This window comes from Janthinobacterium sp. SUN137, assembly GCF_030587265.1.
Lineage (GTDB): Bacteria > Pseudomonadota > Gammaproteobacteria > Burkholderiales > Burkholderiaceae_D > Janthinobacterium > Janthinobacterium kumbetense.
Genome location: NZ_JAPWHZ010000001.1, coordinates 1,629,157 through 1,643,684 on the forward strand (window position 1 = coordinate 1,629,157; position 14,528 = coordinate 1,643,684).

13 protein-coding genes are annotated in these 14,528 nt (G+C 62.9%); 4 read left to right on the forward strand and 9 right to left on the reverse strand.

The genetic code is table 11. The annotated features are described in order from the left end of the window. Window positions 1-129: 129 nt before the first annotated feature. From O3298_RS07415 to leuS, 8 genes are all read right to left on the reverse strand, one after another. Window positions 130-1,410, reverse strand: coding sequence for a multidrug effflux MFS transporter (locus O3298_RS07415; RefSeq protein WP_218965298.1), 1,281 nt, complete (start codon window positions 1,408-1,410; stop codon window positions 130-132). 179 nt (window positions 1,411-1,589) lie between these two features. Next, a complete protein-coding gene (locus O3298_RS07420) occupies window positions 1,590-2,759 on the reverse strand; it encodes a class I SAM-dependent RNA methyltransferase (protein WP_289900338.1) in 1,170 nt (389 codons plus the stop codon). Between the two features lie 134 nt (window positions 2,760-2,893). After that, on the reverse strand, window positions 2,894-3,508 hold the full coding sequence (locus O3298_RS07425; protein ID WP_305058900.1) for a 2-hydroxychromene-2-carboxylate isomerase: 615 nt from the start codon (window positions 3,506-3,508) through the stop codon (window positions 2,894-2,896). A gap of 10 nt (window positions 3,509-3,518) precedes the next feature. Further along, window positions 3,519-3,956 (reverse strand): CopD family protein, encoded by a 438-nt coding sequence (locus tag O3298_RS07430; protein ID WP_099666278.1) that lies wholly within the window; start codon window positions 3,954-3,956, stop codon window positions 3,519-3,521. Window positions 3,957-4,026: 70 nt separating this feature from the next. Beyond that, window positions 4,027-5,298: a glutamate-5-semialdehyde dehydrogenase gene (locus O3298_RS07435; protein WP_289907325.1), complete on the reverse strand. Its 1,272-nt coding sequence runs from the start codon at window positions 5,296-5,298 to the stop codon at window positions 4,027-4,029. Between the two features lie 23 nt (window positions 5,299-5,321). After that, entirely contained in the window at window positions 5,322-6,338 is a 1,017-nt protein-coding gene (gene holA, locus O3298_RS07440; protein ID WP_034778765.1) for a DNA polymerase III subunit delta, read from the reverse strand. Window positions 6,339-6,348: 10 nt separating this feature from the next. Then, window positions 6,349-6,948, reverse strand: coding sequence for an LPS assembly lipoprotein LptE (lptE, locus tag O3298_RS07445; protein ID WP_289912764.1), 600 nt, complete (start codon window positions 6,946-6,948; stop codon window positions 6,349-6,351). Window positions 6,949-6,950: 2 nt separating this feature from the next. Beyond that, the gene (leuS, locus tag O3298_RS07450; protein ID WP_289917720.1) at window positions 6,951-9,590 is read right to left on the reverse strand and encodes a leucine--tRNA ligase; all 2,640 of its coding nucleotides are present in this window, start codon (window positions 9,588-9,590) and stop codon (window positions 6,951-6,953) included. A gap of 145 nt (window positions 9,591-9,735) precedes the next feature. On the opposite strand from leuS, the gene O3298_RS07455 reads away from it, so the two are divergent. Both O3298_RS07455 and O3298_RS07460 read left to right on the forward strand, forming a co-directional pair. Then, window positions 9,736-10,524 carry a helix-turn-helix domain-containing protein gene (locus O3298_RS07455; RefSeq protein ID WP_305058901.1) on the forward strand — a complete coding sequence of 263 codons (789 nt, stop codon included), beginning with the start codon at window positions 9,736-9,738 and terminating at the stop codon, window positions 10,522-10,524. Window positions 10,525-10,615: 91 nt separating this feature from the next. Continuing rightward, entirely contained in the window at window positions 10,616-10,981 is a 366-nt protein-coding gene (locus O3298_RS07460; RefSeq protein WP_305054195.1) for a VOC family protein, read from the forward strand. 6 nt (window positions 10,982-10,987) lie between these two features. Here O3298_RS07460 and O3298_RS07465 read toward each other — a convergent pair whose 3' ends face one another. After that, window positions 10,988-11,893, reverse strand: a complete 906-nt coding sequence (locus O3298_RS07465) for a LysR substrate-binding domain-containing protein (RefSeq protein WP_305058902.1) — start codon at window positions 11,891-11,893, stop codon at window positions 10,988-10,990. Between the two features lie 160 nt (window positions 11,894-12,053). Between O3298_RS07465 and O3298_RS07470 the strand changes: the two genes are divergently transcribed. Both O3298_RS07470 and O3298_RS07475 read left to right on the forward strand, forming a co-directional pair. After that, a complete protein-coding gene (locus tag O3298_RS07470; protein WP_034745726.1) occupies window positions 12,054-13,232 on the forward strand; it encodes an acyl-CoA dehydrogenase in 1,179 nt (392 codons plus the stop codon). Next, window positions 13,232-14,479: a CaiB/BaiF CoA-transferase family protein gene (locus O3298_RS07475; protein ID WP_305058903.1), complete on the forward strand. Its 1,248-nt coding sequence runs from the start codon at window positions 13,232-13,234 to the stop codon at window positions 14,477-14,479. Before O3298_RS07470 ends, O3298_RS07475 begins: the two co-directional genes overlap by 1 nt. Window positions 14,480-14,528 lie beyond the last annotated feature (49 nt).

A 14,528-nucleotide genomic window follows, 5' to 3' on the forward strand; every position in this document is an offset into this window, starting at 1 on the left:
ACTCCTGTAACCCAAAAAATGTCGCCTGAGAGGATGCCGGGAAAAGAAGTCATCTTATCATAAGCGCCGAATATTACTTGCAATATAGAAAATTAAGTTGAAATAAATCTAGCGTTCTGCAGTGGAAACTTATGCCTTGAAGGAACCCAGCAAACGGTGACGGAAGCGCCGCGATATCAGCCACAGCGCCAGCGCCAGGCCCGTAAACGCCAACTGGCCCGAGGCCAGCCACAGCACGGAACCGGACAGCAGCGGCGAGATCACGCCGGCCACCACGGCGCCCAGCAAGGTGCTGGCAAACGACTGGCACGAAGCCACCGTGCCGCGGATATGCGGGAACAGATCGAGCGCCAGCAGGGTCGCGCCCGGCCCCACCAGCGACATGCCGAAGGTGTAGAAGAATAGGGGCAGCACCGACCAGGGCAAGGAGGGCGGCAGGAACAGGTGATACACGACGTTGACGCTGGCGGCGCACAGCAGGAAAGCAAAGCCGATGCCGATCTGGCGCGCGAACGTGACCTTGCCGGCGATGCGGTTGGCCGCCGCGGCACCCATGAAGATGCCGCTCACGCAGGGAATGAACAGCCAGCCGAATTGCGATGGCCCCAGGCCCAGCTGCTTGGGCAGCATTTCCGGCGCGGCCGTGATGAACAGGAACAGGCCAGCGAAATTGAGGGCGACGATGCCAGCCTTGATGTGGAACAGGGGCGAGCGCAGGATCTGGCCATAGCTCGACGCGAGGAAGCGCGGATTGAACGGCTGGCGCTTTTCCATCGGCAGGGTTTCGGGCAGGCGCCAGTAGCAGAACGCCAGCAGCACCAGCGTGTAAAAGGCGAGGAACAGGAAGATCGAGCGCCAGTCGAACCAGATGACGATCCAGCCACCAAGAATCGGCGCCACCGCAGGGGCGATGGAAAAGATCATCGTCACCAGCGACAGCAGCCGCGCCGCTGCCGCATCGGCATACAGGTCGCGGATGATGGCGCGGCTGATCACCACGCCGGCGCCGGCCGAGACGCCCTGCATGATGCGGAAGAACCACAGGTAGTGCACCGTGTGCGCGGAAGCGCAGCCGAGCGAACCGATGGCAAACATCAGCAGCGATACGAGAATGACGTTGCGCCGGCCGAAGGTATCCGAGATCGCGCCATGCCACAGCACCATGCCGGCAAAGGCCAACATGTAGAACGTCAGCGACTGCTGCACTTCCAGCGGCGACGCTTGCAGCGAACCCTGGATCGCCCCAAACGCGGGCAGATACGTGTCGATCGACAGGGGCCCCAGCATCGACAGCCCGGCCAGCATCATGGCCAGCGCACCGCGGCTCAGCGGCGCCATGTGGCTCGGCGTGGGAGGAGGAACGGGGGTAACCGGGTCGGGCGGTACATCGGCCGGAGGGGTGGGAAACATGGCGGATCCAAAGTGGCGCGCGGACCGGTTACGGTCCGCGCGCGTGATACTGCATTTTTAGCGCGTAAAACACCTGAGAAAACCGTAGCGAGCGGCCGCCAATTGTGGCCGAGAAGCGCAACCGTACAAAAGTACGGTGAGCATCGCAAGCCGCAAGTGGCAACACGCAGTAGGTTTAATCAGATGTTTTTCGGTTTGGCTTCTTCTCTACGGTTGTAGCCGGCGACCATATCAAAGCGGAACAGACGGCATTCCAGCGCGCCGTTGAAGAATGGCGTCTTGCGCGCTTCTTTCAAACGCAGCAGCTTGGGCAGACCCAGGTCGGCCGTGAACAGGAACACGGTCCAGCCGGCAAAGCGCTGCTTCAGGGTCGTGCCCATGGCCGAATAGAAGGACGTCGACAGTTCGTCTTCCGGGATGGTGCTGTCGCCGCGCACGCCGATACGCTCGCCGTACGGCGGGTTGGTCAGCATGATGCCCGGCACGTCGCTTGGCGGCTTGACTTCCTGCGCCTCGATCTGTTTCAAGGGCACGTCGAAGCGCACACCGGCGCAACGCAGGTTATGGCGCGTCATGGCGACCATGTCGCCCGAGATGTCGCTGCCGAAGATGGTCGGTTCTGCCGGCAGCGGATTGACCTTGATGGCATTTTTCATGGCATTCCATGGCGCCGGATCGAAGTCGTGGAAGTTTTCAAACGCGAACTGGCGCGAGGCGCCCGGCGGAATCCCCTGCAGCATCTGCGCCGCTTCGGCCAGGATGGTGCCGGAACCGCACATCGGGTCGAACAGCACCATGCCAGGCTTCCAGCCCGACACGCGCAGCAGGCCGGCGGCCAGGTTTTCGCGCAGCGGCGCGTCGCCCGTCTCTTCGCGCCAGCCGCGCTTGAACAGGGCTTCGCCCGAGGTGTCGAGGTACACGGTAAACGTATGCGCATCGAGGAAGCCGACGATGCGCATGTCCGGCGTCTTGGTGTTGACCGACGGACGCTCGTTGAACTGGTCGCGGAAGCGGTCGCAGATCGCATCCTTGATTTTCAGGGTCGTGAACTCCAGGCTGCGCAGCGGCGATTTGACGGCCGTGACGTCGACGCGGATCGTGTGGTGCACGCCGAACCAGTCTTCCCAGGATTGCGCCAGGGTCAGGTCATAGATATCGTTTTCCGTCTTGTAGCCGGAATGGGCCATGCGCATCAGCACGCGCGAAGCGATGCGCGAATGCAGGTTGATGCGGTAGGAGTCCAGCAGGTCGCCCGAGCAGTGTACGCCGCCCGGCACCTGGTTATGGACCTTCATGGTCGAACTATCCTGGGCGATCTCGCCCAGTTCCTCGGCCAGCGCCGCTTCCATGCCGCGCGGGCATGGGCAAAAATATGAAGCCATGGTTGGTGTACCCTTATTCCATTGTGTTAAACGCCCGCTAAATTACAGGCGCTGCTTACTACGTTAAAAAATACGACGTTTAAAAAACTGCTTTTTCTTGACTACCCTGCCAGCGCGCGTTCGACAAAATCGAGGCGGTCCTGGCCCCAGTACCCTTCACCATCGACGACGTACCACGGCGAGCCGAACACGGAAGCGGCGGTCGCTGCCTCCGTGTTGGCGTCGTATTCGGCCTGCACGCTGGCCGTCTCCGACGTTTTCAGCAACTGGCGGCCATCAAAACCGGCATCGAGTGCGATCTGCACCAAGGTTTCCTCGTCGCCGATGTTGCGCTCTTCGGCCCACAGTCCGCGCATGATGGCGTGCGCCAGGTTCAGCGATGCCTCCACGCCGTGCGCCAGGCGCGTGGCGATAATCAGCTTGGCCGACGCTTCCGGCGACACGGGAAAAAACTTGGGCTGCAAGGTCAGGGGAACTTGCAAAAAGGCCGACCAGCGCGCCAGTTCGGCCAGGCGATACGCCTGGCGCTGCGGTGCGCGCTTGGCCAGCGGCAGGCCGCCCGAGACGCTAAAAACCTTGCCCAAGTCGAAGGGCCGCACGTCGATCTGTGCGCCCGTCCTCGCGGCGATGGCCATCAGGCGTGCGTGCCCCAGGTAAGTCCATGGCGAGTGGGGCGCGAAGAAATACTGCACGACTTTGTTCTGACTTGCACTCATCTCGATTCCCTTAGAAAGGCTTGACCACGACCAGCACGACGACGGCCAGCAGCATCACCACCGGCACTTCATTAAACCAGCGGAACCAGGTGTGGCTGCGCTTGTTGAGACCTTTTTCAAACTTGCGCAGGATGGCGCCGCAGGCATGGTGATAACCGAGCAGCAGCACCACGAACGTCAGCTTGGCGTGCATCCAGCCCGGCATCTTCATGCGGCCTTCGCCGCCACCGTACAGCATCCACATCAACGCCAGCCCCAGCACCATGGCCGGCAGCGCCAGCAGGGACATGAAGCGGTACAGCTTGCGCGCCATCAGCAGCAGGCGCTCGGTGGCCACCGTTTCCGTCTCCATCGCCAAATTCACGAAGATGCGCGGCAAATAAAACAGGCCGGCAAACCAGGACATGACGAAGATGATGTGGAAGGCTTTGGTCCAGAGAAAGAGCATGGGGTTCCCAGTGTCAGAAGTGGAGAGAAACGAGAGCGCGGACCGCCTTGTGGGTAGCCCGTGAAAAAGACTATTTGCGTACTTCGCCGTGGCCAAAGACCACGTACTTGAGCGAGGTCAGGCCTTCCAGTCCCACCGGGCCGCGTGCGTGCAGCTTGTCGTTCGAGATGCCGATCTCGGCGCCAAGGCCATATTCAAAACCGTCGGCAAAACGCGTCGACGCGTTCACCATCACCGAAGCGGAATCGACTTCGCGCAGGAAGCGCAGCGCATCGCTGTAGTCTTCCGTGATGATCGATTCCGTGTGCTTCGATGAATACTGGTTGATGTGGTCCATCGCTTCGTCGATGCCGTCGACGACCTTCACCGACAGGATCGCCGCCAGGTATTCGGTGCGCCAGTCTTCCTCGGTGGCGGGCACAAGGTGCGGATAGGCTGCGGCGGCCAGGATCGCATGGCTTTCCGGATCGGCGCGTAGTTCCACCTGCTTGGTCAGGTACAGTTCGGCCAGCTGCGGCAGCACGGTCGCGGCGACGGCACGCGACACCAGCAGCGTTTCCATGGTGTTGCAGGTGCCGTAGCGGTGGCACTTCGCGTTGAAGCCGATATCGATCGCCTTCCTGATATCGGCCTTGGCGTCGATATAGACGTGGCAAATGCCATCGAGGTGCTTGATCATCGGCACGGTGGCCTCGTCCATCAGGCGCGCGATCAGGCCCTTGCCGCCGCGCGGCACGATGACGTCCACGTACTGCGGCATGGTGATCAAGGCGCCGACGGCGGCGCGGTCGGTGGTGTCGATGACTTGCACGGCATCGGCCGGCAAGCCGGCCCCCTGCAAGCCCTCCGCCACCAGCTTGGCCAGCGCGCGGTTGCAGTGAATCGCTTCCGAGCCGCCGCGCAAGATCGTCGCGTTGCCGCTCTTGATGCACAGGCCGGCCGCGTCCACCGTCACGTTCGGACGCGCTTCATAGATGATGCCGATGACGCCCAGCGGCACGCGCATCTGGCCCACCTGGATACCCGTCGGGCGGAACTTCATGTTCGAGATTTCGCCGATCGGATCGGCCAGCGACACGATCTGCGTCAAACCTTCGACCATGGTGGCAATGGCAGCGTCGGATAGCGTCAGGCGGTCGAGCATGGCCGGCGCCAGGCCGGCGGCGGCCGCCGCATCGAGGTCGCGCTGGTTGGCCGCGCGCAGCAGGTCGGCATCGCGCACGATGGCGGCGGCAATCAGGCTCAAGGCGCGGTTACGCGTGGCGCTGTCGGCACGCGCCATGGCGCGCGAGGCGGCGCGCGCGCGCGTGCCCACGTCCTGCATATATTCTGTGATGTCCATGCTCGTATCCATATAGTAAAAAACTAGCCTCGGGCGATCTTCAGGCCCAACTGCAGCATGGCATCCCAGGCATCGCCCGCGTAGCCCTTGGCGCGCAAGCCCTTGATCATCTTGTCCACCTGCGCCGCCTGCTGCAGCGCCGCTTCCAGCACGGGTAGCGAAATGCGCCGCAGGGCCGGTTCCATCATCCGCTCGCGCGGCCCCCAGATGCGGTATTCCTTCAGCAGCGCGCCCAATGGACGCCCTTGCGCCATGCCCGCCTTCAATTTTAACAGCGTGCGGATTTCTTCGGAGACGGCCCACAAGACCAGCGGCAGCGCCTCGCCCTCGCCTTTCAAGCCCTCGAGCATGCGCACCAGGCGCGCCGGGTCGCCGGCCAGCATGGCTTCGGACAGCTTGAAGACATCATAGCGGGCCACGTTCAACACCGCGTCCTGCACTTGTTCGTATGTCAGCTTGCCCGCGGCATGCAGCAAGCCCAGTTTCTGGATTTCCTGGTGCGCCGCCAGCAAGTTGCCTTCCACCCGTTCAGCGATGAAGTCGATGCTGGCCCGTTCGGCGCTTTGTCCCTGCGCGGCCAGGCGCTGGGATATCCAGGCCGGCAACTGCGCCCGTTCCACATTCGGAATGTCGATATACACGGCCGCCTGCTGCAGGCTGGCGACCCAGGCCGCCTTCTGCGTGGCCCAATCCAGCTTGGGCAAGGTGATCAGGGTCAGGTTGTCTGGACTGAGGTTTTTCGCGTAGCTTTGCAGCGCCGCGCCGCCATCCTTGCCCGGCTTGCCGGTGGGGATGCGCAACTCGATCATTTTCTTGTCACCGAACAGCGACAGCTCCTGGTTCGCCGCCAGCAGTTCGCCCCACTTGAAGCTGCGCTCCACCGTCAGCACGTCGCGCTCGGAGTAACCCTGCGCGCGCGCCGCGCGGCGGATCTTGTCGGCCGCTTCCAGCGCCAGCAGGTGTTCGTCGCTGGTGATCACATACAGCTGCGCCAGCGGCTTGGCCACATGCCCATCGAGCGCGTCTATCCGCAATTGCATGGCGTCCCCGTTACTGCTGCGGGGCTGCCGGCGCGACCGGCGTCACGGGCGCCACTGGCGCCACCGACATGGCCGGCAGCACCGGCTTGATGGCGGCCAGGCGGCGCATGATCTGCTGCACCAGGTCGTTGCGCATGTCGCGGTACAGCGCCGCTTCTTCCGTTTCCTTGGCCAGTACCTGCGATTCATCGAAGGTAATCGGACGCACCAGGCTGATGGTCGTCGGCGCCAGCAACTGGTTGCCGGCCTTGTCCACCACGCGGAAATTGATCGAATAGCCAAGTTGATACTCTTGTACCCGGCCATTTTTGTTCAGCGACAAAATGGTCTTGGTCTGATTCCTCTCCGGGTCGCTGAGCACTTCAAGGACGGCGTCGGCGCCATCCCTGGTGTTCACCACTTCCGTGCTGCCGATGGCGCGGATATAGCGTTTCAGGCCGATCGCCAGCGGCGACGTGTCGGGCAAGCCGATGTACATCGTCGCGAACGGCAGCATGAAACTGCCGTTCGAACCGCGCAAATGAAAGCCGCAGGCCGACAGCAAAACAGTCAGGCCCAAGGCCAGCACGGCGCGGCGGCCCAACAGCGATACGGAAGAGGAAGTCGTCATGATTACACCACGATGCTGATTAACTTGCCTGGCACGACGATGATCTTCTTCGGCGTGGTCTCGACATACTTCTGTACACTTTCGCACGCCAGCGCGGCCGCTTCGATGCTCGCCTTGTCCGCATCCTTGGACACCGTGATCGAGCCGCGCAGCTTGCCGTTCACCTGGATCATCATCTCGATCTCGGACTGTTCCAATGCGGCCGGGTCGACTTGCGGCCAGGCGACGTTGAGCAGGTCGCCGTGCACGCCCGCGTAGCCCAGTTCCTGCCACAGCACATGGGTGATGTGCGGCGCGACGGGATTGAGCAGGCGCAGGAAGATGGAGAAACCTTCGGCGATCAGCGCCTTCGACTGCGCGCTATCGTCCAGCTTGGCCGATTCCAGCGTGTTGAGCATCTTCATGCAGGCCGACACGACGGTGTTGTACTGGATGCGCTTCAAGTCGTAATCGGCTTGCTGCAGCAGCTTGTGCAATTCGCGGCGCAGGTTTTTCTGCGCGTCGCCCGTCGCCGGTGCGGCGCCGCCGGCCAGCGCGGCTTGAATCGTCGCCGACTGGGCGTAGCCGAAGTTCCACACGCGGCGCAGGAAGCGGTTCGCGCCTTCGACGCCGCTGCCCGACCATTCCAGCGTCTGTTCCGGCGGCGAAGCGAACATGGTAAACAAACGGGCCGTGTCGGCGCCGTACTGCTCGATCTGCGCTTGCGGGTCGATGCCGTTGTTCTTCGACTTCGACATCTTTTCCGTGCCGCCGATTTCCACCGGCTGGCCGTCGGCCACCAGGATGGCGGATTGCGGACGGCCCTTGTCATCGAGCGACAGGCGCACGTCGTCCGGGTTGAACCAGGTGGTCTTGCCCGCGGCATCCTTGCGGAAGTAGGTTTCGTTGAGCACCATGCCCTGCGTCAGCAGGTTGACGAATGGCTCGTCGAACTTGACCAGGCCGAAATCGCGCATGATCTTGGTCCAGAAGCGCGCGTACAGCAAATGCATGACGGCGTGTTCGATGCCGCCGATGTACTGGTCCATCGGCATCCAGTAATCGTTGCGCGCGTCGACCATGGCATCGTTCGAGCCTGGCGAGGTATAGCGCATGTAATACCACGACGAATCCACAAAAGTATCCATGGTGTCCGTCTCACGGCGCGCCGGCTTGCCGCACTGCGGGCAGTCGCACTGCAGGAAGGCTTCGTACTTGTTCAGCGGATTGCCCGTGCCGTCCGGCACGCAGTCTTCCGGCAGCACCACCGGCAAGTCTTTTTCCGGCACCGGCACCACGCCGCAATCGGCGCAATGGATCATCGGGATCGGCGTGCCCCAGTAGCGCTGGCGCGAAATGCCCCAGTCGCGCAGGCGGAACGTGGTTTTCTTCTCGCCCAGGCCCAGTTCGGCCAGGTCGGCAGCCACCGCATCGACGGCGGAGGCGAAATGCAGGCCGTCGTATTTGCCGGAAGCGACGCAGACGCCATCCTTGCTACCATACGATTCCTGCCAGGCGTCCGTCGAGAATTCCTGGCCCTTGACTTCGATGACTTGCTTGATCGGCAGGTCGTATTTCTTGGCAAAGCCGAAATCGCGTTCATCGTGCGCCGGCACGCCCATCACGGCGCCATCGCCGTAGGTGATCAGCACGTAGTTGCCGACCCAGACTTCCACCTGCGCGCCCGTCAGCGGATGGGTGACGAACAGGCCGGTCGGCATGCCCTTCTTCTCCATCGTTGCCATGTCCGCTTCGATCACGGAACCGAGCTTGCATTCGGCGTTGAAGGCGGCCAGCGCAGGATTGCTTTGCGCGGCGTGGATGGCCAGCGGATGCTCGGCGGCCACGGCGCAGAAGGTCACGCCCATGACGGTGTCCGGACGGGTAGTAAACACATACAGCTTGCCGTCGCCGATCAGGGCGCCATTCGCGTCCTTGATGTCATGCGGGAAGGCGAAGCGCACGCCTGTCGACTTGCCGATCCAGTTGGTCTGCATGGTGCGCACGCGCTCGGGCCAGCCCGGCAGCTTATCATCCACATACGCCAGCAATTCTTCCGCATAATCGGTGATGCGCGCGTAGTACATGGGAATTTCGCGCTTTTCGATCAGCGCGCCCGAACGCCAACCGCGGCCGTCGACCACTTGTTCATTGGCCAGCACGGTCTGGTCGATCGGGTCCCAGTTCACGGTACCGGTCTTCTTGTAGATGATGCCTTTTTCCAGCATCTTGAGGAACATCCACTGGTTCCATTTGTAGTATTCGGGCTTGCAGGCGGTCATTTCGCGCGACCAGTCGATGGCCAGACCCATCGATTCCATCTGCTGCTTCATGTGGGCGATGTTCGAATACGTCCATTGCGCGGGCGGCACGTTGTTGGCCATGGCCGCGTTTTCCGCCGGCATGCCGAACGCATCCCAGCCCATCGGCATCAGCACGTTGTAGCCGTTCATGCGCAGGTAGCGGTACATCACGTCATTGATCGTATAGTTGCGCACGTGACCCATGTGCAGCTTGCCCGAAGGGTAAGGCAGCATCGAGCAGGCAAAATACTTGCCTTTTGGGAAACGCGGGTCGTGTTCGACGGCTTTATAGGCGTCGATCGCCTTCCAGTGCGATTGGGCGGCTTGTTCGACGTCGGCGGGACTATATTTATCTTGCATGATGTGCGGCCAATAGTGGATATGAACCGAGCATTATACTGGTTGTCGCCGCCCGATAGCGCGGCGCGCCGGCGGCCCGGTCTCGCATATTTCGGCCGGCGCACAATTATGCTATGTCGTATGCAACAATACATATGCCACAATCTTGTTCTTTGCATCAACGCCGGCCATGATCGTCTACCAGGAATATCCGCCCATCCCCGCCCTTCGGCCGTGGCTGGACTGCGTCTGGACGTGCCGCGTGCAGACGGGCGCCACGCCCCTCACGCACCAGGTCTTGCCGGACAATTGCATCGACATCCTGTGCCAGGACCAGCAGGACGCCAGCTTTGCCGTCGGCATGATGACGGCGCCGATTGCCGTCGTCAGCCAGGGTCTCGTGCAGACGGTGGCGGCCCGCTTCAAGCCGGGCGCGGCCGCACGCTTTTTCCAGCTGCCCTTGTGCGAACTCAACGATGGCCGCACGGGCTTGCAGCAACTGTGGGGCCGCGAGCTGGCGGCGCGCCTCGGTGACGCCCTGTGGAGCGGGCCCTTGTCCAATACGCAAAGAGTTTCTATTTTGCAAGATTATCTGCTGCTGCGCCTGCGCACCGCGCCGCCACGGCGCCAGGCTGGCGCGGCCGAACATGCCATCGCGGCCATCGAGCGCGCATCCGGCCAGGTGCGCGTGGAGGGCCTGGCGCAGCAACTGGGCGTGTCGCGCCAGCACCTGGCGCTGCAATTTCGCCAGCAAGTCGGCATCAGCCCGAAGCTGTTTGCCCGCATCTGCCGTTTTCGCGCCGCCAGCCAGGGCCTGACAAGCCTGGCGGGACAGCCGGACTGGGCGCAAGTGGCCTTGCAATATGGTTATTTCGACCAGTCGCACCTGATCCACGACTTCCAGGATTTCGCCCGCAGCTCGCCCGAGGCGTGGCTGTCGGGCCGGCGTGCATGACCACCTTCCATTTTTCCAATCGCGCGGCGCGCGCCGGTGGCATCATGGCGCCAGGTATTTCGCCGACTATTTCAACCAACAGGAGCAGAACATGATCAAGGGCTTGCGCACCGTCACCTATCCCGTCCCCGACCTGGACAAAGCCAAGGCCTGGTACAGCCAGGTATTTGGCACGGCGCCGTATTTCGACCAGCCGTTCTATGTCGGCTTTGCCATCGGCGGCTTCGAGCTGGGCCTGCTGCCGGGCGGCGAAGCGGGCACGCAGGGCAGCGTGACGTATTGGGGCGTGGACGGCATCGAGCAGGAAGTCGAGCGCATCGTTGCGCTGGGCGGCACCCTGCACCACCCGATCACGGACGTGGGCGACGGCATCCGCACGGTGGAATTGCTCGACCCGTTCGGCAACCAGATCGGCCTGATCGACAATCCCCATTTCGACACGGCCAAGGTGGTTTGAATTGCCTCAGGCGGCTTCGCCCTGCAGCCATAGCCGGAACTGCTGCAAGGCCGTCTTTTCATGTGCCGTTTCGGGCGTGATCAGGTAATACGCGCGCTGGCCGCGCAGTGGGCGCTCGCATGCGATCTGCAATTCGCCGCGCGCCAGTTCCGCTTCGACCAGCATGCGTGGCAGCAAGACCACGCCCTGCCCTTGCACGGCCGCCATGGCCAGCATGGAAAACAGTTCATAGCGGGCGCCGTAGTGCGCCCCGTCGCGCCCCTCGCCCTCGACCTGCATGGCGTCAAACCACTGGCGCCAGGCGCCCGGGCGCGTACTTTGTTGCAACAAAGTTAATTCCAATAAATCCTGCGGCTGCCAGTCGCTGCGCGCCGCCAGCAGGCGGGGGCTGGCGACGGGCACGATTTCTTCGTGCATGAGCAAGGTGGCGCGCGTGCCGGGCCAGCGCGCCAGTTGCTCGGGCGTGCCCGCGTACAGGGCGCCATCGTATTCCGTATCGGCAAACATAAACGGTTTTGTATACGCATCGATATGCACGACGATGTCCGGATGCAAGTCCGCCAGCGAAGACAGCCGCGGCATCAGCCAGCGCGTGGCAAACGTGGGCACGGAAGCGAGCTGCAAGGCGCCGCCGCCGCCCTGGCGCGCCATGGTGTCGAGCGTGTCGCGCTCCAGGCCATCGAGGCGGGCAGCGATCTGCCGCGCATACGCGGCGCCGGCGCTGGTCAGCAGCACGCCGTGGCGCATGCGCTGGAAAAGTTGCACGCCAAGAAAAGTTTCTAGGGATGAAATCTGACGCGACACCGCGCTTTGCGTCAGCGACAGTTCGCGCGCCGCGTGCGTGTAGCTCTGGTGCCGCGCGGCCGCCTCGAAGCAGTTCAGCGCTTGCAGCATGGGGATTTTGCGTGACATGGGAATATCCAGCCGGTAAAAGAACGCCAGTATGCCGCAAGATATGCGCAACACGCATGTCTGGGTGCGAAAAAATCGTTTGCGCAAGGCTAGGCAAAAACCTACCATGAGTCATATTCAATCTTGCGCCGATCACCGGCGCTCACCTGCGAGGCCTGTGATGAGCAAAACCGTATTCGACTGGAATTCCCCCCTGCTGCTGGAAGAACAACTGACGGGCGACGAACGCGCCGTGCTGGAAGCGGCCCGCGACTATTGCCAGGGCAGCCTGGTGCCGCGCGTGCTTGAATCGTTCCGCCATGGCCGCACGGACGCTGCCATCTTCCGCGAAATGGGCGAACTGGGCTTGCTGGGCACGACCATTCCCGAGGAATACGGCGGTGCCGGCCTGAACTACGTCTGCTACGGCCTGGCGGCGCGCGAAGTCGAGCGCGTTGACTCCGGCTACCGCTCGATGATGAGCGTGCAATCGTCGCTGGTGATGGTGCCGATCAACGCTTTCGGCAACGAAGAAACCAAACAGAAATACCTGCCGAAACTGGCGACGGGCGAATACATCGGCTGCTTCGGCCTGACGGAACCGAATCACGGCTCCGACCCTGGCAGCATGGTCACGCGCGCGCGCAAGGTGCCGGGCGGCTATAGTCTCTCCGGCGCCAAGATGTGGATCACCAACAGCCCGATTGCCGACGTGTTCGTCGTCTGGGCCAAGGACGATGAAGGCGCGATCCGCGGCTTCGTGCTGGAAAAAGGCTGGAAAGGCCTGTCGGCGCCGGAAATCCACGGCAAGGTGGGCTTGCGCACCAGCATCACGGGCGAAATCGTCATGGATGAAGTATTTTGCCCGGAAGAAAACGCCTTCCCGGACGTGCGCGGCTTGAAAGGCCCGTTCACTTGCTTGAACAGCGCCCGCTACGGCATCGCCTGGGGCGCACTGGGCGCGGCCGAAGACTGCTACCTGAAGGCACGCCAGTACACGATGGACCGCCAGCAATTCGGCCGCCCTCTTGCTGCAAATCAACTGGTGCAAAAGAAACTGGCCGACATGTTGACGGAAATCACCATGGGCTTGCAAGGCTGCTTGCGCCTCGGTCGCATGAAGGATGAAGGCTCGCCCGCCGTGGAAATCACGTCCATCATGAAACGCAACAGCTGCGGCAAGGCGCTGGACATTGCCCGCGTGGCGCGCGACATGATGGGTGGCAACGGCATTTCCGACGAGTTCGGCGTCATCCGCCACCTGGTCAACCTGGAAGTGGTCAACACCTACGAAGGCACGCACGATGTGCACGCGCTGATCATCGGCCGCGCCATCACCGGCATCGCCGCGTTCAACTAATGGACGCCTTGGCTTCCACCTTGCGGCCCGCGCCGCTGACCGGCTTGCGCGTGCTGGACCTGTCGCGCGTGCTGGCCGGGCCGTGGGCCGGACAAATGCTGGCCGACCTGGGCGCCGACGTGGTCAAGGTTGAACAACCAGGCCGCGGCGACGACACGCGCTCCTGGGGACCGCCGTATCTGAAAGACGAGGATGGCCGCGACACCGCCGAGGCCGCCTATTTCCAATGCGCCAACCGCAACAAGCGCTCCCTGTGCATCGACCTGGCCGCCCCGGAAGGGCAAGCCCTGGTGCGCCGGCTGGCGGCCGAGGCGGACGTGCTTCTGGAAAATTTCAAACTGGGTGGCTTGAAGCAATACGGCTTGGACGCGGCCAGCTTGCTGGAACTCAACCCGCGCCTCGTCTACTGCTCGATTACCGGCTTCGGCCAGGATGGGCCGTACGCGGCGCGCGCCGGCTATGACTTTTTGATCCAGGGCATGGGCGGCTTGATGAGCATCACGGGCGTGCCCGATGGCCAGCCGGGCGCCGGGCCGCAAAAAGTGGGTGTGGCGCAGACGGACATCCTGACGGGCTTGTACGCCACCATCGCCGTGCAGGCGGCGCTGGCAGAACGGGAACGCTCGGGCCTGGGCCAGCATATCGACCTGGCCTTGCTCGACGTGCAAGTGGCCGCGCTGGGCAACCAGGCCGCCAATTACCTGTGCGGCGGCAAGGTGCCCCAGCGCATGGGCAATGCGCATCCGAACATTGTTCCATATCAAGACTTTCCCACGGCCGATGGCGACATGATTCTGGCGATCGGCAACGATGGGCAGTTTTCGCGCTTTTGCGCCGTCGCCGGCCATCCGGAATGGGCGCAGGACGAACGTTTCGCCACCAATCCGCAGCGCGTGGTGCACCGGGCGATCCTGATTCCGCTGATGCGCCAGGCCACGGTCATGCGCACGACGGCCGAGTGGATCAGCGCCTTCGAGGCGCAAGCCGTGCCGTGCGGCCCCGTCAACCGCATCGACCAGGTCTTTGCCGACCCGCAAGTGGTGGCGCGTGGCTTGAAAGTGGAGATGCCGCACCCGACGGCGGGCACGGTGGCGCTGGTGGCCAATCCCGTGCGCCTGTCGGGCTCGCCGGTGCAGTACCGCTTGCCGCCGCCATTGCTGGGACAGCATACCCAGGAGGTGCTGCAGCAGTGGCTGGGCCTCGATGGCGGCCAGATCGACGGCTTGCGCGAACGCAAGGTCGTCTAAAGAAAAACGCCGGGCAGTGGCAACACTGTCCGGCGTTTTTTATTGATTC